Origin of the sequence: Aeromonas sp. s12 (assembly GCF_040907925.1) — a bacterium.
GTDB classification, from domain to species: domain Bacteria; phylum Pseudomonadota; class Gammaproteobacteria; order Enterobacterales; family Aeromonadaceae; genus Aeromonas; species Aeromonas veronii.
The window spans coordinates 92,961-113,069 of sequence record NZ_JBFOCT010000011.1; the positions used below are offsets into that span (position 1 = coordinate 92,961).

The 20,109-nt window shown below is 59.5% G+C and carries 20 protein-coding genes and 3 tRNA genes; 12 read left to right on the plus strand and 11 right to left on the minus strand.

The window, feature by feature from the left end; translation table 11 throughout:
• Genes apaG through lptD form a run of 5 tightly spaced genes read right to left on the minus strand, consistent with a single transcriptional unit; the run spans position 1 to position 5,934 of the window.
• The gene (gene apaG, locus AB5Y67_RS04375; RefSeq protein ID WP_031227971.1) at positions 1-363 is read right to left on the minus strand and encodes a Co2+/Mg2+ efflux protein ApaG; all 363 of its coding nucleotides are present in this window, start codon (positions 361-363) and stop codon (positions 1-3) included.
• A 4-nt stretch (positions 364-367) separates the two neighbouring features.
• Positions 368-1,180 carry a 16S rRNA (adenine(1518)-N(6)/adenine(1519)-N(6))-dimethyltransferase RsmA gene (gene rsmA / locus AB5Y67_RS04380; protein ID WP_005339016.1) on the minus strand — a complete coding sequence of 271 codons (813 nt, stop codon included), beginning with the start codon at positions 1,178-1,180 and terminating at the stop codon, positions 368-370.
• Positions 1,170-2,165, minus strand: a complete 996-nt coding sequence (gene pdxA, locus AB5Y67_RS04385) for a 4-hydroxythreonine-4-phosphate dehydrogenase PdxA (protein ID WP_040065076.1) — start codon at positions 2,163-2,165, stop codon at positions 1,170-1,172. The genes rsmA and pdxA overlap by 11 nt, the downstream gene beginning before the upstream one ends.
• A complete protein-coding gene (gene surA / locus AB5Y67_RS04390) occupies positions 2,165-3,463 on the minus strand; it encodes a peptidylprolyl isomerase SurA (RefSeq protein WP_325793958.1) in 1,299 nt (432 codons plus the stop codon). Before surA ends, pdxA begins: the two co-directional genes overlap by 1 nt.
• 26 nt (positions 3,464-3,489) lie before the next feature.
• Positions 3,490-5,934, minus strand: a complete 2,445-nt coding sequence (gene lptD, locus AB5Y67_RS04395) for an LPS assembly protein LptD (RefSeq protein WP_150390305.1) — start codon at positions 5,932-5,934, stop codon at positions 3,490-3,492.
• Between the two features lie 174 nt (positions 5,935-6,108).
• Here lptD and AB5Y67_RS04400 point away from each other — a divergent pair, with 174 nt between their 5' ends.
• From AB5Y67_RS04400 to djlA, 3 genes are read left to right on the plus strand one after another with little or no spacing between them, the layout of a single operon-like run.
• Positions 6,109-7,119 (plus strand): aminoglycoside phosphotransferase family protein, encoded by a 1,011-nt coding sequence (locus AB5Y67_RS04400; RefSeq protein ID WP_150390306.1) that lies wholly within the window; start codon positions 6,109-6,111, stop codon positions 7,117-7,119.
• Positions 7,116-7,784 (plus strand): N-acetylmuramate alpha-1-phosphate uridylyltransferase MurU, encoded by a 669-nt coding sequence (gene murU / locus AB5Y67_RS04405; protein ID WP_325793957.1) that lies wholly within the window; start codon positions 7,116-7,118, stop codon positions 7,782-7,784. The genes AB5Y67_RS04400 and murU overlap by 4 nt, the downstream gene beginning before the upstream one ends.
• A gap of 19 nt (positions 7,785-7,803) precedes the next feature.
• On the plus strand, positions 7,804-8,637 hold the full coding sequence (gene djlA / locus AB5Y67_RS04410; RefSeq protein ID WP_005358354.1) for a co-chaperone DjlA: 834 nt from the start codon (positions 7,804-7,806) through the stop codon (positions 8,635-8,637).
• Positions 8,638-8,718: 81 nt separating this feature from the next.
• Here djlA and AB5Y67_RS04415 read toward each other — a convergent pair whose 3' ends face one another.
• Positions 8,719-10,170, minus strand: a complete 1,452-nt coding sequence (locus AB5Y67_RS04415; protein WP_325793956.1) for an aminoacyl-histidine dipeptidase — start codon at positions 10,168-10,170, stop codon at positions 8,719-8,721.
• A gap of 947 nt (positions 10,171-11,117) precedes the next feature.
• On the opposite strand from AB5Y67_RS04415, the gene gpt reads away from it, so the two are divergent.
• The 5 genes from gpt to AB5Y67_RS04440 all read left to right on the plus strand — a co-directional run bounded on the left by gpt (position 11,118) and on the right by AB5Y67_RS04440 (position 16,052).
• Positions 11,118-11,585, plus strand: a complete 468-nt coding sequence (gene gpt / locus AB5Y67_RS04420; protein ID WP_005339007.1) for a xanthine phosphoribosyltransferase — start codon at positions 11,118-11,120, stop codon at positions 11,583-11,585.
• Between the two features lie 172 nt (positions 11,586-11,757).
• Positions 11,758-13,026 carry an esterase FrsA gene (gene frsA, locus AB5Y67_RS04425; RefSeq protein WP_064338704.1) on the plus strand — a complete coding sequence of 423 codons (1,269 nt, stop codon included), beginning with the start codon at positions 11,758-11,760 and terminating at the stop codon, positions 13,024-13,026.
• Positions 13,027-13,088: 62 nt separating this feature from the next.
• A complete protein-coding gene (gene crl / locus AB5Y67_RS04430; protein ID WP_005339003.1) occupies positions 13,089-13,481 on the plus strand; it encodes a sigma factor-binding protein Crl in 393 nt (130 codons plus the stop codon).
• A gap of 179 nt (positions 13,482-13,660) precedes the next feature.
• On the plus strand, positions 13,661-14,764 hold the full coding sequence (proB, locus tag AB5Y67_RS04435) for a glutamate 5-kinase (RefSeq protein ID WP_199427900.1): 1,104 nt from the start codon (positions 13,661-13,663) through the stop codon (positions 14,762-14,764).
• Positions 14,765-14,798: 34 nt separating this feature from the next.
• Positions 14,799-16,052 carry a glutamate-5-semialdehyde dehydrogenase gene (locus AB5Y67_RS04440; RefSeq protein WP_199427899.1) on the plus strand — a complete coding sequence of 418 codons (1,254 nt, stop codon included), beginning with the start codon at positions 14,799-14,801 and terminating at the stop codon, positions 16,050-16,052.
• A gap of 85 nt (positions 16,053-16,137) precedes the next feature.
• On the opposite strand, the gene AB5Y67_RS04445 is transcribed toward AB5Y67_RS04440, so the two are convergent.
• Genes AB5Y67_RS04445 through rsgA form a run of 5 tightly spaced genes read right to left on the minus strand, consistent with a single transcriptional unit; the run spans position 16,138 to position 18,972 of the window.
• Positions 16,138-16,527, minus strand: coding sequence for a hypothetical protein (locus tag AB5Y67_RS04445; protein ID WP_199427898.1), 390 nt, complete (start codon positions 16,525-16,527; stop codon positions 16,138-16,140).
• Between the two features lie 2 nt (positions 16,528-16,529).
• Positions 16,530-16,781 carry a DUF2960 domain-containing protein gene (locus tag AB5Y67_RS04450; RefSeq protein WP_005338984.1) on the minus strand — a complete coding sequence of 84 codons (252 nt, stop codon included), beginning with the start codon at positions 16,779-16,781 and terminating at the stop codon, positions 16,530-16,532.
• Entirely contained in the window at positions 16,771-17,040 is a 270-nt protein-coding gene (locus AB5Y67_RS04455) for a VF530 family DNA-binding protein (protein WP_040096191.1), read from the minus strand. Before AB5Y67_RS04455 ends, AB5Y67_RS04450 begins: the two co-directional genes overlap by 11 nt.
• Positions 17,037-17,909: an archaetidylserine decarboxylase gene (asd, locus tag AB5Y67_RS04460; protein WP_199427897.1), complete on the minus strand. Its 873-nt coding sequence runs from the start codon at positions 17,907-17,909 to the stop codon at positions 17,037-17,039. The genes AB5Y67_RS04455 and asd overlap by 4 nt, the downstream gene beginning before the upstream one ends.
• Before the next feature lie 28 nt (positions 17,910-17,937).
• Positions 17,938-18,972, minus strand: coding sequence for a small ribosomal subunit biogenesis GTPase RsgA (gene rsgA / locus AB5Y67_RS04465; RefSeq protein WP_199427896.1), 1,035 nt, complete (start codon positions 18,970-18,972; stop codon positions 17,938-17,940).
• A 91-nt stretch (positions 18,973-19,063) separates the two neighbouring features.
• On the opposite strand from rsgA, the gene orn reads away from it, so the two are divergent.
• From orn to AB5Y67_RS04485, 4 genes are all read left to right on the plus strand, one after another.
• Positions 19,064-19,609, plus strand: coding sequence for an oligoribonuclease (orn, locus tag AB5Y67_RS04470; RefSeq protein WP_167573881.1), 546 nt, complete (start codon positions 19,064-19,066; stop codon positions 19,607-19,609).
• Positions 19,610-19,787: 178 nt separating this feature from the next.
• Positions 19,788-19,863 (plus strand) — tRNA-Gly (locus tag AB5Y67_RS04475).
• A 37-nt stretch (positions 19,864-19,900) separates the two neighbouring features.
• Positions 19,901-19,976 (plus strand) — tRNA-Gly (locus AB5Y67_RS04480).
• Positions 19,977-20,009: 33 nt separating this feature from the next.
• A tRNA-Gly gene (locus tag AB5Y67_RS04485) sits at positions 20,010-20,085 on the plus strand.
• Positions 20,086-20,109: the final 24 nt, after the last annotated feature.

The window sequence follows — 20,109 nt, forward strand, 5'->3', positions numbered from 1 at the left end:
TCAGTTGATAATATTGGGGATAGCCAGCGTGAAGGGGGCGATGGGCGCCTCAAACTGCTGACCAGAGCCATCTTGCAGGGTATAGCTCCCTTCCATCACCCCAAGCGGGGTCGCCAGCGGCACGCCGCTCTGGTAGCGGTAGGTCTCACCTTCGGCAATGACGGGTTGTTCCCCGACCACGCCCGGGCCTGCCACTTCCAGCATCTTGCCATTGGCATCGGTGATGAGCCAGCGCCGATGCAGAAGTTGCACCGGGCCGGGCCCCAGATTCTCAATCTCGATCAGATAGTGAAACTGGTAAGGGTCTTTGGAGCCCGCCACATACACGGGGTATGGGCGGATCTCGATGTGCGGGAGTGCCACAGGATCAGGCCTGTTGCTGATCCGCCAGCCAGTTGGCGATCATGACAAACTGCTCGAGGGAGAGATTCTCCGGGCGCAGGTTGCCATCGATACCAAGCTCGGTCAGCTGGGCGTCGGTGATGAAGTTGGAGAAACTGTTGCGGATGGTCTTGCGACGCTGGCCAAAGCCTTCGGTACAGACGCGATTCAGACAGCGAATGTCTTTTGCGACTATGGTCGGATTCTTGTGCGGGATCAGGCGAACCACGGCAGAGTCCACCTTTGGCGCCGGTTTGAAGGCACCCGGGCCCACTTCCAGCACAGGCACCACCTGGCAGTAGTACTGGGTCATCACGCTCAGGCGGCCATAAGCCTTGCTGCCCGGGCCTGCTGCCAGACGCAACACCACTTCCTTTTGCAGCATGAAGTGCATGTCTTCGACCCGATCTGCGAACTCGCACAGGTGGAAGATGAGCGGGGTGGAGATGTTGTAGGGCAGGTTGCCGAAGATCCGCAGCGGCCCCTTGCCTTCACCCATCAGGGTGCCGAAGTCGAAACGCATGGCATCCGCTTCGATGACGGTCAGCTTGTCTTTGAGGGTCGGGTGCTCGCGCAGGCGCGCAGCCAGGTCCCGGTCAAGCTCGACCACGGTCATTTTGTCCATCTGGGCGGCAACCGGCTCGGTCAGCGCGGCCAGACCCGGACCGATCTCCACCAGATTCTGACCCGGCTGCGGGTTGATGGCGGCGACGATTTGATCGATCACATACCGGTCGTGCAAGAAGTTCTGACCGAAACGCTTACGGGCCGTGTGGCCCATGTGCACCTTACTGCTCATATCTTTTTTTCTCTACCATCTTGATGGCGTGGTTAATCGCGGTGACAAGGCTGCCCGGATCGGCCAGGCCCTTGCCTGCCAGATCCAGCGCGGTGCCGTGATCCACCGAAGTGCGGATGAAGGGAAGCCCCAGGGTGATATTGACCGAACTGCCGAAGCCCTTGTATTTGAGCACAGGCAGCCCCTGGTCGTGGTACATGGCGAGTACCGCATCCGCATCCTTGAGGTATTTCTCCTGGAACAGGGTGTCGGCCGGCAATGGGCCGACCAGATCGATCCCTTCCTGGCGCAGGGTGGCCAGGGCGGGTTCGATCACGTCAATCTCTTCACGTCCAAGATGGCCACCTTCCCCCGCATGGGGGTTGAGGCCGCAGACGTAAATACGGGGTTTGGCGATGCCAAACTTGGTGGCGAGATCCTCATTTAGGATCCGGATCACCTTGCCGAGGCGATCCTCGGTGATGGCCATCGCTACATAGGCCAGCGGAATATGGGTTGTCGCCAGTGCGACCCGCAGCCCCTCGGTGGCCAGCATCATCACCACATCGGCGGTGTTGGATTGCTGGGCAAAGAACTCGGTGTGGCCGCTGAACGAGACCCCGGCCTGGTTGATGATCCCCTTGTGCACCGGCCCGGTCACCACGGCGGCAAATTCGCCGCTCATGTTGCCATCACAGGCGCGCTGCAGGGTTGCCAACACATAGGCGCCATTGCCTTCGTTCAGCTCGCCCGGCACCACGGGGGTGCCGAGGGTGACCGGACAGACGGTCAGGGTGCCCGCCCGCTGCGGATGAGCAGGGGCGGCGGCATCGTAGGGCTCAAGCTCGATGGGCAGCCCAAGCAGGGTTGCCCGCTCGCGCAGCAGCGCCGGATCGGCGATCACCACCAACTGGTGGGGCCAATCCTGCCGGGCAATCTGCAGCACCAGATCCGGGCCGATCCCGGCCGGTTCGCCCGGGGTAACGGCAAGGCGACGGCAGCTCATCAGCTACCGGCTCCTTCGATCTGGATGTAGGCCTCGTCACGCAGCTCATCCAGCCACGCCTGGGACTCTTCCACGAAGCGGCGATTGTAGATCAGCTGGTAGGCGCGCTGCTCCTGAGCCTTGTCGGTCGCATCCTGGCTGCGGCGATCTTCCACCTGCACTATGTGCCAGCCGTGGCTGGTACGGAACGGGGCACTGATCTGGCCCGGTTGCAGACGGTTGACCATGTCGCGGAACTCGGGGACATAGACGTTGGGATCAGACCAGCCCAGTTCGCCACCCTGCACCGCAGAGCCCGGATCTTCGGAGTACTTCTCCGCCATGCTGGCGAAGCTTGCCTTGCCGCTCTTGATGTCGTGCAGAATGCCATCCAGCATCCCCTTGGCTTTCTCTTCGCTCAGGATAATGGACGGCTTGATCAGGATATGGCGGGCTTTCACCTCGGTCTGCATCACTTGCTGCTGACCCTTGGTGTCGAACACCTTGACGATGTGCAGGCCGGCGCCGGAGCGCAGCGGGCCGACGATGTCGCCCTTCTTGGCACCCTGTACCGCTTCCGCCATCAGGGTCGGCATCTCTTGCGGGCTCATCCAGCCCCAGTCGCCCCCTTCCAGCGCCTTGGGACCGTTACTCTCGGCAATGGCCAGTTTGCGGAAGTCGGCACCTTGCTTGAGGGCAGCCAGAATGCGCTCGATCTTGCTCTTGGCGGCATCCAGCTGGGCGGCAGTGGGGTTGTCCGGCAGGGCAATCTGGATATGGCCGACGTGGTATTCGTTCTGCTGTTGACCCTGTTTCTTCAGGATCTCCACCACCTGCTTCACCTCCTGCTCGGAGATGTTGATACGGCGGCGCACCTGATTGCGGCGCACCTCGTTCATCAGGATCTCGCGGCGAACCTCTTCCCGATACTGGGCATAGGTCATCCCTTCACGGGCGAGTTGGGCCCGCAGCTGATCCAGGGTCATCTTGTTGTCGGCAGCGATGCCCTGAATAGCCTGTTCCAGCTGGGTATCGCTAATCTTCAGCCCCTGGCGCTCCGCCAGTTGCAGCTGCAGGCTCTCCTGGATCAGGCGATCCAGCGCCTGTTTGCGCAGGGTAGCGTCATCAGGCAGGGACTGGCCGCTCTCCTGAGCGGAGAGTTTTACCTTGTTGACCAGTACGTCCTGTTGGCTGGACAGCACCACGTCCTTGTTGACCACGGCCAGCACCTTGTCCATCAGCTCGGGCGCAGCCAGTGCGGCCTGGCTCATGGCACCGAACATTCCCGCGGTCAGCAGGGCAATCAGGGTCTTTTTCATATCCATCTCTCAAGGCTGGGCCAGCATCATTGCTGGCCTTTCAGATTAAACGGGCGAACATAGGGCAGCAGCTCGGTATCCAGGGTGACGCTGCGGCCACCGGTACCCACGCTGCCAAGTCCCTTCATTTCAAACTGCAGACCAATGACTTTTTCCGAAGTGGGCTTCAGGGTGACGTTGTCCGGCTGATTGTGCCACTCCAGGCTCATGTTGATGCTCCAGCAGCAGGAGTCGTATTTGACACCGATCTTGCGGTCAATGTTCACATCCTGCTTGATGTCACGGTAGTAACCGCCATACATCTGCCACTGATCGGCGATCGGCGCCATCATCACCAGGCCCGCCTGGCTCAGATCTTCTGCCAGCGCCGTGTTGGTCGGATAGCGATAGTCCAGGTTGCCATCCTTGATGTAGCGGTAGTTGACCTGAGTGGTCAGCTTGCCGGTCCGGTACTCGACTGCACCGTTGCCAGCCGTAAATTCACCCTCGGAGGTATCGTACTGGGTCCCCGCATGGGCAAACCACTCATCGGTGATCCGGGCATCACCCTCGAACGAGAGCAGGGAGCGGGCGTTGGTGCTTTCCGGATTTGAAGGGTAGAGGCGCACCTTGGGTGGCGTCATCTCAAAGGCCTGGGCCACCGCCAGACGCAACCGTTCATCACCCACATTGTCATAGACCCGGCTGGTCAGGCCAACGGTGACCCGATTGGCATCGCTGATGCGGTCGAGACCGGCAAAGCGGCGGTCACTGAACAGGCTGTAGTAGTCCTGACGGGTGGTGGTGGAGTCGTAGATCCCGATCTCGTCCTGATTTTTGTAAGGGATATAGAGGTACTGGAACTCGGGTTCCAGGGTTTGGGTGCCCTTGCCATCATACCAGTCGAGCGGCCGATCGAAGTTGACGCCCCCCTTGAGGCGGAAGGAGGGCAGAGTACGGGTAATGGTGCCCTCTTTTAGGGTCAGCTGTTTGCTGTCTGCATCGGTGAAGCGGTTGCGGTCTTGGCTAACCAGATTATCGGGTACCTCCTGGTTGTAGGAGGTAAACATCAGCTTGTACTGACTGGTCAGGTAGTAACCCGGTGCATCCACCAGGGGCACGGTCAGGGTTGGCGCCAGATGCAGGCGGGTGGCGGTATAGCGCTCACCTGCTTGCAGAGTGGCGGCACTGCCACTGTCATAGCCAAACTTGGTTAGTTCACTGTTCCAGGCCAGATCGAACCACTTGCCTTGCTGATAGTAGTTGTAGTCGATACGCGGCAGCATCTCGTGGGGCAGCAGCGCATATGGGCTCAGGATCTGGTAGCGGCGCACCTCGGAGGTGAGGTTCCAGTTGGGCTGGTAGTAGCCGGCGGTAAAGGATTGCTGTAACTGGCTGTCGACCTGAGTGCCCACTTGCGGGCTGAAGTCGTTGAAGTAGTTGTAATCCTTGTCGCGCACCTGGGTGTAGTCGATACCAAAACGCAGGCTGCCATCCATCAGGGCGGAACCGTGGCGGACGTTCATCAGGTAGCGATGTCCATCGGACAGGCCAGCTAGACTCGGATTGCTCGGGCTGTACTGCTTGTCATCGGCCAGATTTTCAAAATAGAGGGTGCCGGTGTGGGCGGGGTCCGGCATGTAGCGGAACTCCACCTGTTCCATCAGGCCGCGTTTGTCCATAAAACGGGAGGTGATGGTGGCATCGTAGTTGGGAGCTATGTTCCAGTAGAAGGGCTGGGTGATATCCATGCCGTTGCTGGAGCTCTGCTTGTAGCCCGGGTAGAGCAGACCGGTCTTCCGCTCATCCTTGATGGGGAAGTTGATATAGGGGAAGTAGAACACCGGATAGTCGTAAAGCCAGAGACTGGCATTCCAGGCTTCGCCGAACACCTCTTTCTGGTCGATGTCGATGCTGCCCGCCTTGAGGGTCCACACTTCCTGACCGGGGGGGCAGGTGGTGTACTGGGCCCCCTCCATGGTGATGTTCTGGTTGTTGTTGGTCATCACCACGCGCTTGGCAAAGCCGCGCACCGGTGAGCCATGCACCTGATACTTGCCCTCTTCCAGTTCGGAGTTCTTGGTATCCAGGTTGGATTTGAGGGTCTTGTCGCTGGTGACGGTCACCTGACCGTCGTTGTAATAGATGTTGCCGATGGCGATGACATCCCGGCTCTTCTGGTCGAGCTGGGCATAGTCGGAGTCAAACTTGCGAACACCCTGACGAACCTTGACGTCACCTTCATAGACGGCGGTGCCGCCCTGTTTGGCCTCGAGACGGTCAGCATCAACCTCGACCGGCTGTGCGTTGGCATCCTGATCCGATGCAGGCTTCTCTATCTTGGGAACATAGTCATAGCAGAGACTATCGAGAATGCCGGTGGCTGGCGGCGCTTCGAACGGGGCCGCCTGCACCATCATAGGGGTGAGTGCGGGGGCCAGGCTGATAGTCAGGGCGATGGGATAGCGGTACCCCAGTGTCCATTTTGTCATGTGAAAGACTCGTGCAATCCGTGATAGATACGGTTGATCCAAGGCATGCATTTTACGACAGGTTTCATCGAGTTGACATTGCATGTCATTGCTTTATGTTAGCCGGCAATGATAAAGCATTATTGCGGCCAGGGCTAACAGCCAAGTGCTGCTTTCCACCTTGGTCCTCTACTTATGCACGATCGCGATTCCCTGCTATTGCAGTGGGCACGCCGTATTTCCGGTGATGCCACTCTTCAGTTGACCCTCATTTCCGGTGATGCCAGCTTCCGCCGCTACTATCGCGGTGGTGGTCTGGTGTGGGTGGATGCCAATCCGAAAACCGAAAAAAATCATGAGTTTGTTCGTAACGCGGCCGCCTTGCAGGCGCGTCAGCTGTTGGCGCCAGAGGTGAAGGCGGTGGACTATGAGCAGGGTCTGCTGGCGGTCAGTGACCTGGGTGATACCCAGCTGATCAGCTGCCTGAACGAGCACAATGTGCTGGCCTGGTATGGCAAGGCGATTGATTTGCTGCCCCGCCTGGGGGCGGTTGAACTGGCGCTTGAACCCTTCGATGCGGCTTTTATGGCGCGGGAGAACAGCATTTTCCCCGAGTGGCTGCTGGGTCATCATCTGCAGCTGACCCTGAGCCATGAAGAGCAGCAACTGCTGGACGAGACCTTTGCCTGCCTCACCGCCTGCAATCTGGCTCAGCCGCAAGGGGTCATGCACCGTGACTTCCACAGTCGCAACCTGATGGTGTGCGGCGGTGACACTCCTGATAGCAGCGAACTCGCCATCATCGATTTTCAGGATATGGTCATCGGGCCGCTTACCTATGACTTGGTCTCCTTGCTTAAAGATTGCTACGTACGCTGGCCTGACGAGGTGATCGATGAAGGGATGCGCCACGGCTTTGCCACCCTGCAACAGGCGGGTCTGCTTGGCGAGCTCGATTATGCCAGTTTCCGTCGTGATGCCGACCTGACCGGCATGCAGCGCCACCTCAAAGCGGCCGGAATCTTTACCCGGCTCTATCATCGCGACGGCAAGTCCGGCTATCTCAAGGATATTCCCCGTACCCTCGGCTACGTGGTGGATGTCTGTCGCACTCATGGTGGTGCCTATCCGGTATTGGCCCGTTTTGGTCAGTGGCTGGAGCAGGTGGTGTTGCCGGGGATCGCCAATGCTGGAGTTAAATCATGAAGGCGATGCTCCTGGCCGCTGGCCGTGGCGAGCGGATGCGCCCGCTGACCGACCTGCTGCCCAAGCCGTTGCTGGCGGTGGGGGGCAAACCGCTTATCGTCCACCATATCGAAAAGTTCAAAGCCGCTGGCGTGACCGAGTTGGTCATCAACCACGCCTGGCTCGGCCACAAGCTGGTCGAGAGCCTGGGTGATGGCAGTGCGCTTGGCGTGACCATCCACTGGTCAGCCGAGGAGAGCGCACTGGAGACCGCGGGCGGCATAGTGCAGGCGCTGCCGCTGCTGGGCGCAGACCCTTTTCTGGTGATCAACGGCGATACCTGGCTCGATCTCGATTATCACACTCTGGTCAGCCAGCCCCTTGGCGATGATCTGGCCCACCTTTGGTTGGTACCCAATCCGCCCCAGCACCCGAGCGGGGACTTTGCCCTGCAAGGGGGGCGAGTCATGGATACGCCGGCGTTTACCTTCAGCGGGGTCGGACTATATGATCCGGCGGCCTTTGCCGGTCTCGCGGGCGGCGCCCGCAAACTGGCGCCCCTGCTCCGTGACTGGATGGCACAAGGGCGGGTGGGCGGCAGCCTGCTCGCTGGCGAGTGGCGCGATATCGGCACGGTCGACCGTCTGCGCGAGCTGGATGACCAGCTCCAGGCCCGCACTCATTAACTTCAAGAGGTCTTGAACCATGCGTATTTGGGGTAAGGTGCTGGGCGCCTTCTTCGGTTTTCTGCTCGGCAATATCATCGGCGCCCTGATTGGCCTCTGGATTGGCCACCGTTTCGACCGTGGCATGGGGCTGCAGGGGGCGTTTCGTCGCGGCCCGAGTCAGGAGCAGCAAGCCGTCTTCTTCCATGCCACTTTCTCGGTGATGGGTCACATCGCCAAGTCAAGCGGTCAGGTGACCGAGCAGGAGATCCGGGTTGCCTCCAACCTGATGGATCGGATGCGGCTGGCGGGTGAACAGCGTGCCCGGGCGCAGGAGTCGTTTCGTCTCGGTAAAGAGGCCGACTTCCCGCTGCGCGAAACCCTGGCCGAGTTCCGCCGTGCCAGTCTGGGGCAGCGCGATATTCTGCGCTTCTTCCTCGAGGTACAACTGCAGGCGGCCTTTGCAGATGGTCGGGTAGAGGAGGGCGAGCGCGCCATTCTGCACACCATTGCCGACGAGCTGGGTTTCAGCCGCATCGAGCTGGCTCGCATTCTGGCAATGGCCGAGGCGCAGATGAACTTCTTCAATCAGGCTCATGGCCAGTATCAGGGGGGCCATTCCGGTGGTCAGCAGTATCGGCAGGCGGCACCCTCTGCGGATCGCCTCAAGAATGCCTACCAGCTGCTGGGTGTGAGCGAGAGCGACAGCGATCAGGATATCAAGCGCGCCTACCGCAAGGAGATGAGCAAACATCACCCGGACAAGCTGGCTGCCAAAGGGCTGCCGCCGGAGATGATGGAGATGGCCAAGGAGAAGACCCAGGAGATCCAGCAAGCCTGGGAGTGGATCCGCGAGGCCCGCGGCATCCGGTAAGCGCCAACGTCAGGTTGGAACAGACAATAAAAAGCCCCGCAGCAGTGCGGGGCTTTGTTTTGCCGTGTGGCGTAGGCTGGATTAGTTGGCTGGAATCGCTTCCAGTACGTGCACCAGCAGTTGCCAGAAACGTTCGACCGCCGGGATATGTACCTTCTCGTCAGGGGAGTGGGCACCGCGGATGGTCGGGCCGAAGGAGACCATGTCCCACTCCGGATAGGCGCTCTTGAACAGACCGCACTCGAGGCCGGCGTGGATCACCATGACGTTGGGCATGGTGCCGAACAGGGTCTGGTAGCTGTTGCGTACCAGCGCCATGACGGGGGAGTCCACGTTCGGCGCCCAACCCGGGTAGGCACCGGTGAATTCGCAGCTGGCGCCTGCCAAGGTGAACAGGGAGCGGGTCATCTGCTCGATGCTCTCGCGGCCGGAGTCAATCAGGGAGCGGATCAGGCACTGGACGTACACTTCGCCATCCTGAGTCTTGATGACCCCCAGGTTGGTAGAGGTTTCGGTCACGCCGGGCATGGCATCGCTCATGCGCATCACGCCGTTCGGGCAGGCCATCAGGGCATCCAGCAGGCGCTGCTGCAGGGAGACGCTCATCAACTTGGCCGGTTTGGCGGCGTTGTTGACCAGCACGGTCAGGTTCGGCTCGGTGGCGGCCAGTTCGGTCTGGTAGATCCCGGTGTAGCGGTCAACCAGCGCCTTGAACTCGTTCACGCTGGCAGCGGGCACCAGCAGGGTGGCACGGGCTTCGCGCGGGATGGCGTTGCGCAGAGTGCCGCCGTGGATCTCGGCCAGACGAACACCCAGCGGCTCGGCTGCTTTGAGCAGACGTACCAGCAGCTTGTTGGCGTTGCCACGGCCGCGATGGATATCGCAACCGGAGTGGCCGCCACGCAGCCCTTTCACGGCCAGCTCGAACGCTTCGCCTTCGCTGGCGTCAACCAGCTCGAGCGGGAAGCGGATATTGGCATCCACACCGCCAGCGCAGCCCATATAGACTTCGCCATCCTCTTCGGAGTCGGTGTTGAGCAGAATTTCGCCCTCCAGCCAGCCCGCTTCCAGACCGAATGCGCCGGTCATGCCGGTCTCTTCGTCGGTGGTCAGCAGCACTTCCAGCGGACCGTGCTTGATGGTCTTGTCAGCCAGCACAGCCAGGCAACCGGCCATGCCGATGCCGTTGTCGGCACCCAGGGTGGTGCCACGGGCAGTGACCCACTCGCCATCGACATAGGCATCGATGGGATCGGTCGCGAAGTCGTGTTTGGTGTCGGCGTTGGCCTGCGGCACCATGTCGATGTGGGCTTGCAGTACCACGGCTTTGCGATTTTCCATCCCCGGGGTGGCCGGTTTCTTGATGATGATGTTGCCGACCTTGTCCTGCTTGACCGCCAGACCTTCCCCTTGAGCCCATTGGATGATCCAGGCGCTCAGTTTGGCTTCATGTTTGGAAGGGTGGGGGATGGAGCAGATCTGTTCGAAGAAATGCCAAATCAGTTTGGGAGAGAGAGAGCTAAGCTGTGCCACGTCGGGACTCCTTACCAGCACGGAATTAACAGGGCCCCATCAGCGGGCCGGGGAAGAGGATAACGATAATACAGTCAATCACACAAAAATGTGAGCAATCAGCGCAAATCGCAGGCAGCTTGTGCTGGCTGATGGCAACCAGGCAGTACGATCGTCAGGTTCGGACGACGCTGACCGATAGAAAAGAAAATGTGTGACCGATCTCACAAAAATATTGAATTTAACGCACCGACTGGTAAATTAGCTCCCGTGGTTCGCCACCCGTCAGGATGACGATGAAAGCCTCCAGGGAACCGAAGCAAAGCAAGTGCGCCTCCATGGAACCGAGTGTTCGTTCAAGGATTTGAGCCCGCATTAAAGGTACGTAACTTGTTAAGCAATCAGGAGTTTCAATATGCCAGGCAGCAACTCAACCTATTGGTTTGCCCCCTCTTTGTATACCCAGGGTTTCAGCTACCCTAACCCCTTCGTCACTCGTCGCTAAGACGAGCTGCCCAACCAGGCAGAGGCGAGAAAGCAGCAGGTGCGTGAGGTAAATCCTCCCCCTGCTATTTTTTTATCTGCGATTTGCCGCACAGCCCATTAGGACTCGGCAGCAGGAACGGCAGGTTAGTCGTTTGGCGCTCTAGATGTGCCGAATGGAGAGGGTGATGCCGGTTTTTCCTGTTTTTGGCATACGTTTGCCAGGCATTTTCCCTGCAAACGGTGCTATCATACCGGCCCAACAGCCTGTCCGCGGTTTGGACACATCATCTAACCGATCGCCGGATAAGCCCATCTTGCTTCCATTGTTATCAGATTTGCTGCCGAGGCTTAGCCCTGAGGCAGCCGAAGTGCAATCTGAATTCAGTCGGGCAAGGGCCGCCATTTACTGGCATCCGCAGGGATAATTGCGGATGTTGTTATTTTAAGTGATTGTTTTTAAATAACTATTCGAGATCGATAACATGCCGAAAAAGTTCTATGTGTCGTGGGACAACCTGCAACGTGAAGCTCGCCGTCTGGCCCGTCGTCAGCTGCCTGTCAGCCAGTGGAAAGGTATCATCGCGGTCAGCCGTGGTGGCCTGGTGCCCGCAGCCCTGATGGCCCGTGAACTTGGCATTCGTAATGTGGAAACTCTCTGCATCTCCAGCTATGACCATGACAGCCAGCGCGAGCTGGTGGTCGTGAAGGCTGCCACCACCGCCGGTGACGGCGAAGGCTGGCTGGTGGTGGAAGATCTGGTGGACACCGGCACCACCGCCAAGGCGATCCGCGAGCTCTATCCGAAAGCCAAGTTCATCGCGATCTTTGCCAAGCCGATGGGCGAAGCGCTGCTGGACGATTTCGAAGTGGCGATCCCGCAGGATACCTGGATTGAACAGCCGTGGGATATGGCACTGGAGTTCGCCACACCGATCTGCGACGAAAAGTAACGGGATCGGGATGTGACGCTCGCTGCGTCCATTGGTCGCGACCGGCAATAATGGTTTCACAGGGCTCCAATTTGGAGCCCTGTTTTTTTGTGTATCAATCTGTTGCAGGGTGGCTGATGGGCAGTAAAAGTGGTTAAGATGAGCTATTGCCTGATATGAATGGGACACTATCTTGGACTTGAACGAAGACCTAAACCTGACCGAACAGCTCTTTACCCGCGTCAAGAAGGTATTGGAAACATCCGAGATCTCCAACTCCAGTGCGGCTGATCTGGCGCAAGCCGAGTCAGACGAGATGTTTATCGACGGATCCATGTCAAAGAGCTGGTATCGCCTGCTGCGTCGCCCCTCCTGGACTTGGCAGGGGGCAGACCCCATCGAAGTGGAGCAGACCCTGGCCCGTATCGCCATGGCGACCGGCGAGCGCACCCATGACTGCTATCTCGATACCATCAAGGGCTATGTGCCCGGCAACTGGATCTACGAATGGAGCCAGGTGGCTGGCAACTATTTCAAGCAGGGCCGCGAACTGCGCGAGAAGGGGGATACTTCTGGCGCCCTGAAGCAGCTGCTCAAGGCGGTGCGCTACTACTCCATCGCCAGCTATCCCCATCTCAAGGATGACGAGCTGGCGGATCAGGCCCAGCTGCTCGGTAACATGGCCTATCGCGAGGCGGGTCGCCTGTTCAAGGTGCCGCTCAAAGAGATCCAGGTGCCTTTTCGCGGCAAGCATATTCAGGGTTATCTCCACCTGCCGACGACCGAAAAACCGGTGCCGCTGGTGATCATCAGCGGCGGGATCGACTCCCTGCAGCTCGATTTCCTCAACTTCTATCTCAAACGGCTCGAGCCCAACGGTATCGGCATGCTCTCCCTCGATATGCCCGGGGTCGGCTATGCCGAGCATTGGCCGCTGGTGCAAGATACCAGCCGTCTCCATCAGGCGGTGCTCCATTACCTCTCCGAAGTGGCCTGGGTCGATCATCAGCGTATCGCCATGGTGGGGATGCGTCTGGCGGGCAATATCGCAGCCAGACTGGCCTTTATCGAACCCTTCAAGCTGCGCACCGTGGTCTGTGTCGGCGCCGGTGTCAATCAGGTGTTTACCAATCAGGAGCTGTTTGCCAAATGCCCGCGCATGATGCGGGATAGTCTGGCCAACCGGTTGGGGGCGGATGCGGCGCAGTGGGATGGCATGCGTACCAAGTGCCAGGTATTTTCACTTAAAACACAAGGATTACTGGGGACTCGCACCTCAGTGCCGATATTGAGTATTGGACACAAGCGAGATTTTATTTGTCCCGAGCAGGATGTACGGGCATTGGCGGCGGCCAGTCGTAACGGCAAGGCCATCGTATTCGACAAACAGCCTTTGCTGGAGGTGTATGACAAGGCACTGGACGAAATCGTCGAGTGGCTGAAACAGCATTTGTGTACCTGACATTGCGCTAAAGAACTGACGCCATCCCGAGGTGGCGCGGCTTGTTTAACAGGGAGGTTAACATGTCTGAAAGAGTGACCTACAAGCGACTGCTGAGACAGTTTGCTGCCATTGGCCCCTATTTGCGCGAAGATCTCTGCGAAGAGGGGCGTTATCGTTTCGACTGCCTGTCGGTCTGTGTCAGCGCCAAGCCGGCGCCGGACAAACGGGAGTTCTGGGGCTGGTGGCTGGTGCTGGAGCAGGACGATCACCATTTCCGTTACCACTATCAGCTCGGTTTCTACAATGCTGATGGTGAGTGGCTGGACAAGCCGATCCCCAAGAAGCACCAGGTAGAAGTGGAGCGGACCCTCAACCGTTTCTACAAGCTCATCAGCGACAAACTGACGGCTCTGGAGTGTCAGTTAGCGCCAGCGGATCAGGTCACCAATGAGTTGACCGTGACCGCTGCTTGATCCCTGATGCCCGGCGAGCAACATCCCGCTGTTTGCCGGGCCATCAGTCAGCCATCTCCCCTTCCGACCATAATCATCCGGGCCTTGGCTTCATCTCCTCACCCCGGCGTTAATTGCCTTGCAGGGCTCCATGGCCGTGGGTATAAAGATATTCCTTACTTTTTAGCCTTTATGCTCCCATGGAAAACAGAACCATAGTCGTCAAGTTGGGCACCAGCGTGCTCACAGGGGGGTCTTCCCAGCTCAATCGTGCCCATATGGTCGAGCTGGTCAGACAGTGTGCGGCCTTGCACCGTCACGGCCATCGGGTCGTGGTCGTCACATCAGGAGCTATCGCCGCCGGGCGTGAACATCTGGGTCACCCGCCACTGGCGCCAACCCTGCCCAACAAGCAGATGCTGGCGGCGGTTGGTCAGACCCAGCTGATTCGGGTATGGCAGGATCTGTTCAACCTCTACGGTCTGCATATCGGCCAGATGCTGCTGACCCGCGCTGATCTGGAAGATCGGGAGCGCTACCTCAACGCCCGCGACACCATGCGAACCCTGCTCGATCACCGCATTATTCCGGTGATCAACGAAAACGATGCGGTGGCGATCGCCGAGATCAAGGTGGGCGACAACGACAACCTCTCCGCACGGGCCGCCATTCTGGCGGATGCGGATCTGCTGATCCTGCTGACTGACCAGAAGGGGCTCTTTACCGCCGATCCGCGCACCAATCCCGATGCCCAGCTCATTGAAGAGGTGCAGACCATCGACGATACCCTGCGCTCGCTGGCGGGTGACAGTGTCAGCGGCCTTGGCACCGGCGGCATGGCTACCAAGCTGCAAGCCGCCGATGTGGCGCGCCGCGCTGGTGTCAACGTGGTGATCGCGACCGGCCAGATGCCGGAGGTGATCGGCCGTCTCGCCAAGGGCGAGCGTATTGGCACCCTGTTCCCGGCGCTGGCGTCCCCGCTGGAAGGGCGCAAGAGCTGGATCCTGGCAGGCCCGCCCCCTCACGGCGAAGTGCATGTGGATCAGGGCGCAGTGGCCGCTATGAAGGAGAAAGGCTCCAGCCTGCTGCCCAAGGGGATTGTGGCGGTCAAGGGCGACTTTATTCGAGGCGATGTGGTGCGCATTCTTGATCCCAAAGGCGCCGAGTTGGCGCGCGGCATCTGCCGTTACGACCATCTGGAGCTGGAGAAGTTGCGTGGCGTCCACTCGGATCAGATTGAGCAGGTACTGGGCTATGGATATGGTTCAGTAGCCATCCATCGAGACGATATGGTGCTGCTCTAATCAGGGCGGCACAGCATGAACAAAGGGAACCGAGATGAGTCTGGAGAAAATGGGGCAGGCGGCCCGTGAAGCCGCCTATCAGCTGGCTACCATCAGCACTGCGCAGAAGAATCGGGCGCTGGCCGCCATCGCCGATGAGCTTGAGGCGCGCAGTGAGCAGATCCTTGCTGCCAATGACAAGGATATTGCGGCTGGCCGTGAGGCGGGCTTGTCAGAAGCGATGCTGGATCGCCTGCTGCTCAATCCGGCCCGGCTGGCCGGTATCGTGGCAGATGTGCGCAAGGTGATCACGCTGGACGATCCGGTCGGCGCCGAAATGGATAGTCGGGTGCTGGAGAATGGCCTGCGGCTCTCCCGTCGTCGGGTGCCCATCGGGGTTATCGGCGTCATCTACGAGGCGCGCCCCAACGTCACCATCGACATCGCCAGCCTCTGCCTCAAGACCGGCAACGCCAGCATATTGCGTGGCGGGCGCGAGACCTTCCACTCCAATCTGGAGCTGGTGCGGGTAATTCAGCATGCCTTGGCGGCCTCCGGTCTGCCCGAGGCGGCAGTACAGTACATCGACAACCCGGATCGGGCGCTGGTCGGCGAGTTGCTGCGTCTCGACCGCTATGTGGACATGATCATCCCCCGTGGCGGTGCTGGCCTGCACAAGATGTGCAAGGAGAACAGCTCCATTCCGGTCATCATCGGCGGCTTTGGCATCAGCCACATCTTCGTCGACGAGAGCGCCGATCTGGTGCGCTCTCTGGCGGTCATCGACAACGCCAAGGTGCAACGCCCCTCCGCCTGCAATGCCCTCGATACCCTGCTGGTACACGAGAAGGTGGCAGCCACCTTCCTGCCGCAACTGGTGACGCTGATAAACGAGCGCAAGGTGACGCTGGTGGCCGCGCCCAACGCCATAGCGCTGCTGGCGGGTGCCGACAACCTGTGCGAGGCTGGGCCGGAGGATTTCGATACCGAGTGGCTCGGGCTGACCCTGGGGGTCAAGTTGGTGGCAGACGTCAACGAAGCGCTGGCCCATATGCGCGAGCACAACGCCGGCCACTCCGATGCCATCCTGACCAACGATCTGGCCAACGCCGAGCGTTTCGTCAACGGAGCCGGCTCGGCGGCTGTCTATGTCAACGCCTCCACCCGTTTCACCGATGGCGGCCAGTTTGGTCTGGGCGCTGAAGTGGCGGTCTCGACCCAGATGCTGCACGCCCGTGGCCCCATGGGGCTCACCGAGCTTACCAGCTACAAGTGGGTAGGGCAGGCCGATTACCTCAGCCGTTCCTGATAACCTGTTGTGTCAGATACAAAAATGCCGACTCTTGGGTCGGCATTTTATTTGGTGGATATCGGGAAGATATCAGGCGCTCGGGTTATTCCCCGTGATAGATCGCCTTGTCACCGTGCTTGAGCACATAACCCTTCCAGATAAAGAGGGTGTAGCCGCTACCCTGCCACGACCAGTTGCCCTCCGCACCTTGACGGGTCAGCAGGTGCTGCTCGCCGCTTGGCAGATGCAATTCGGCCTGCGTCTGGTCGGCATTGAACAGCACGAAGGCGCTGCTGGTCTGGCTGGCATCGGTCGGATTGAGCCGGATGCCCTGCTCGAACAGGCGCACACATTTGCCAGTCAGCGCTGACCACTGATAGCCCGCACTGCCGATACAGCCGTGGCTGTCGCGATCGCCGCCCACCAGATGTTGTTCCGGTGTACTGCATGCCGCCAGCAGCAGAGAGGCGGCCATCAGAGTCAATGTGCGCATGGTTACTCCTGAAGATCCCGTTCGATGACGATGTTGGAGAATCCCAGCTCCTTGAAGTAGTTCTCCTGGTAATCCTTCACGCTTTTCTTGTCACGGCGACATACCTGAGCCAGCTGGGCCTCCATGGCGTGAAAACTGGTGAGATCCAGCCCTTCGGCAGCGGCGATGGCGTCGTAGATGCTGCGGAACTTGTCGTTCGCGTAGCCGATCTCTTTGGCCTGTTTTTTATAGGTGTACGTAATCTTAAAGGCCATCTTGCCCTTCCTTCTTCGATTTGGCTTGCTTGCGCTGGACGTAGAGGTAGAGGCTTTCGACCTTCTCCCTAGCCCAGGGGGTCTTGCGCAAGAACTTCAGGCTGGACTTGATGCTGGGATTATCGGTGAAGCAGCGGATATTGATCTGCTGCCCCAGCGCTTCCCAGCCATAGTGCTCGACCAGTGCGGTGACGATGGCTTCCAGCGTCAGCCCGTGCAGCGGGTTGTTTTTCTGCGAGGCGTTCGGTTGCTCGCTCATGCCTGCTCCGCCAGCTTGGCAAAGGGCTGACCCATGCGGGTGGTGACCCCGTTGGCCAAGTGAGGTTCGAAACCGGCCAGCATGCCCGGGCCAAACAGGCAGACCACGGTGCTGCCCAGCTTGAACAGGCCCATTTCGGCGCCTTTCTGCAAGGTAATGGCTTCGTCGCCGGTGTAGTCCCAGCGCACCACCTTCTTCTCTTTGGTCGGCGCAATGTTGCCGGCCCAGATGGTCTCGATGCTGGCCACGATAGTGGCACCGACCAGCACCAGCGCCATGGGGCCGTGCGGAGTGCGGAAGGTGGCGACCACACGCTCGTTGCGGGCAAACAGGTTCGGCACGTTCTCGGCGGTGAGCGGGTTGACAGAGAAGAGATCCCCCGGCACGAACACCATGCTCTCCAGCACGCCGTCCAGCGGCATGTGGATGCGGTGGTAATCCTTGGGCGCCAGATAGATGGTGGCGAAGTCGCCATCCTTGAACGGCGCAACCAGATCCTCATAGCCGCCCAGCAGCTCGCGAGCGCTGTAGTCGTGGCCCTTGGCCTGGATGATGCGACCCTGCTGGATCGGACCGAGCTGGCTGACGGTACCATCCACCGGCAGCGCCAGGGTCAGGGCATCTTCTACCACGGGGCGGATACCGGGCTTGAGCTCGCGGGTGAAGAACTCGTTGAAGCTCTTGTAGTGGGCCGGGCTCTCGTGCAGCGCCTCGCTCATGTCGACCTTGTACTGCTTGATAAAAGCCTCGATCACTTTGGTGGTGATGTTGCCCGCTTCGGCGGCGGCAAACTTGCCGATCAGACGGGAGAGGGCGTGCTTGGGCAGACAGTATTGACCGGCAATTTTCAGGTTGTCAGTAATGCTCATGTTCATCATCAACGTAGGTTTATTAGGGTCACAGGCGCGCTTGCTGGCGACCGTGACGGGCTTCCTGCATGGTTTCCAGGATGCGGTGATAGTTGTGGAAGCGATCGGCACTGATAGCGCCCGCGTCGACCGCGGCGCGCAGGGCACAGCCGGGATCGTCCTTGTGGGTACAGTCGCGGAACTTGCAGCCACCCAGATAGTCGCGAAACTCGACGAAGCACCAGGTGATGCGGTCGGCTTCCAGATGCCAGAGGGCGAACTCGCGGATCCCGGGGGAGTCGATGAGATCACCGCCGCTCGGGAAGTGGTAGAGCCGCGCCGTGGTGGTGGTGTGCTGGCCGAGCCCCGAGTTTTCGGAGATCTCGCCGGTGAGCACATCCAGCCCCGGCATCAGGGCGTTGGTGAGCGAGGATTTGCCCACCCCTGACTGGCCGACGAAGATGCTGATCTTGTCGGTGAGCTTGGCTTTCAGCTCATCGAGCCCTTCACCGCTCTCGCAGCTCACCAGCAGCACCTCGTAATTGAGTTTGCGGTAGGTTTCGAGCTGGCTCTCGATGCGCGAGCGGGCGGCGGCATCAAGCATATCGACCTTGTTCAGCACGATGAGGGGGCGGATCTCCACATCCTCGGCGGCCACCAGATAGCGGTCGACGATGTTGGTGGAGAACTCGGGCATCACAGCCGAGACGATGATGATCTGGTCGATGTTGGCGGCGATGGGTTTGACCCCGTCGTAGAAGTCCGGTCGGGTCAGTACCGAGTGGCGCGGATGCACCGCCTCGATGACGCCGGCGATGGCGGCATTAAGGCCGGGACGCCACACCACCTTGTCGCCACAGACCAGACTGCTGATGCTGCTGCGCCGCAGGTTGCTGCGGTGGATGGTGCCATCGCTCGCTTCCACGTCCGCGTGCTGACCGAAACGGCTGATCACCACCCCTTCGATGGCCGGGCCAAACAGGGTGTCATCCACCTCTGTGGTGTGCTCTTTTTGCAGCCGACGCTCGCGGTTGGCCTGGACGCGTCTTTGTTGACCCAGATTGAGTTTTGCTTTCTTTGCCACTCGATTCGCCAGTTTATGAACAGATCCAAAGCCAGTATGATACATGCAAATTGGCAAAATTCCGCCATTCCTCCCAACAGAGAGAGTAATCATGACAGTCAGCGCGCAGAACCTGGTATGGATCGACATGGAGATGACGGGTCTCGACCCCGAAGAGAACGTGGTACTGGAGATTGCCACCATCGTCACCGACAAGGACCTGAACGTGCTGGCCGAAGGGCCGGTGATTGCCATTCATCAGAGTGATGAAGAGCTGGCCAAGATGGACGAGTGGAACGTCAACACCCATACCAAGAGCGGTCTGGTGGCCCGGGTCAAGGCGAGCCAGCATGACGAGGCGAAAGCCGTTGCCGAGACCCTCGCGTTCATTCGCCAGTGGGTGCCGGAGCGCACCAGCCCACTGTGCGGCAACAGCATCGGTCAGGATCGCCGCTTCATGGTCAAGCACATGGCTGATCTGGAAGCCTTCTTCCACTATCGCAACGTCGACGTCAGCACCATCAAGGAGCTGGTACGCCGCTGGCAGCCGGAATTGCTGGATCAGTTCAAGAAGAGCGGCACCCATCAGGCGCTGGACGATATCCGCGAATCCATCGCCGAGCTGCAGTTCTATCGCAGCCACGTCTTCAAGATCTGATTCCCCGGCAAGGGTTTGTCATACTCTGGCTGCTAAAATCGACAGTTCGGCCAGCTTTTGAGCGAACGCGCGCAACCAGACAAAAAAGCCCTTGCAATTGGAATGACTGCTCTTATAATTCGGCTCCCGTACAGTAGCGCAAGCAACCAAATGCTGTACGGCCTGTTTTAAGGTAGTTGCGGGAATAGCTCAGTTGGTAGAGCACGACCTTGCCAAGGTCGGGGTCGCGAGTTCGAGTCTCGTTTCCCGCTCCAAAAATCTGATGATGACACTGGTGCAAACCAGCCCGATGCGGGAATAGCTCAGTTGGTAGAGCACGACCTTGCCAAGGTCGGGGTCGCGAGTTCGAGTCTCGTTTCCCGCTCCAATCATCAGTCAGCCTCAAGACAACCAAATTGTTGCGGGAATAGCTCAGTTGGTAGAGCACGACCTTGCCAAGGTCGGGGTCGCGAGTTCGAGTCTCGTTTCCCGCTCCAAAAAATTTGTAAGTGATATTCCGA

Excerpts from the sequence above, each read along its gene's own strand:
- asd (WP_199427897.1), bottom strand. The coding sequence starts at position 17,909 with ATGAGCATTACTGACAACCTGAAAATTGCCGGTCAATACTGTCTGCCC.
- gpt (WP_005339007.1), top strand. The coding sequence starts at position 11,118 with ATGCCGAAAAAGTTCTATGTGTCGTGGGACAACCTGCAACGTGAAGCT.
- AB5Y67_RS04450 (WP_005338984.1), bottom strand. The coding sequence starts at position 16,781 with ATGGCCTTTAAGATTACGTACACCTATAAAAAACAGGCCAAAGAGATC.
- AB5Y67_RS04455 (WP_040096191.1), bottom strand. The coding sequence starts at position 17,040 with ATGAGCGAGCAACCGAACGCCTCGCAGAAAAACAACCCGCTGCACGGG.
- djlA (WP_005358354.1), top strand. The coding sequence starts at position 7,804 with ATGCGTATTTGGGGTAAGGTGCTGGGCGCCTTCTTCGGTTTTCTGCTC.
- AB5Y67_RS04445 (WP_199427898.1), bottom strand. The coding sequence starts at position 16,527 with ATGCGCACATTGACTCTGATGGCCGCCTCTCTGCTGCTGGCGGCATGC.
- murU (WP_325793957.1), top strand. The coding sequence starts at position 7,116 with ATGAAGGCGATGCTCCTGGCCGCTGGCCGTGGCGAGCGGATGCGCCCG.
- orn (WP_167573881.1), top strand. The coding sequence starts at position 19,064 with ATGACAGTCAGCGCGCAGAACCTGGTATGGATCGACATGGAGATGACG.
- AB5Y67_RS04440 (WP_199427899.1), top strand. The coding sequence starts at position 14,799 with ATGAGTCTGGAGAAAATGGGGCAGGCGGCCCGTGAAGCCGCCTATCAG.
- lptD (WP_150390305.1), bottom strand. The coding sequence starts at position 5,934 with ATGACAAAATGGACACTGGGGTACCGCTATCCCATCGCCCTGACTATC.
- crl (WP_005339003.1), top strand. The coding sequence starts at position 13,089 with ATGTCTGAAAGAGTGACCTACAAGCGACTGCTGAGACAGTTTGCTGCC.
- surA (WP_325793958.1), bottom strand. The coding sequence starts at position 3,463 with ATGAAAAAGACCCTGATTGCCCTGCTGACCGCGGGAATGTTCGGTGCC.
- rsmA (WP_005339016.1), bottom strand. The coding sequence starts at position 1,180 with ATGAGCAGTAAGGTGCACATGGGCCACACGGCCCGTAAGCGTTTCGGT.
- proB (WP_199427900.1), top strand. The coding sequence starts at position 13,661 with ATGGAAAACAGAACCATAGTCGTCAAGTTGGGCACCAGCGTGCTCACA.
- pdxA (WP_040065076.1), bottom strand. The coding sequence starts at position 2,165 with ATGAGCTGCCGTCGCCTTGCCGTTACCCCGGGCGAACCGGCCGGGATC.
- AB5Y67_RS04400 (WP_150390306.1), top strand. The coding sequence starts at position 6,109 with ATGCACGATCGCGATTCCCTGCTATTGCAGTGGGCACGCCGTATTTCC.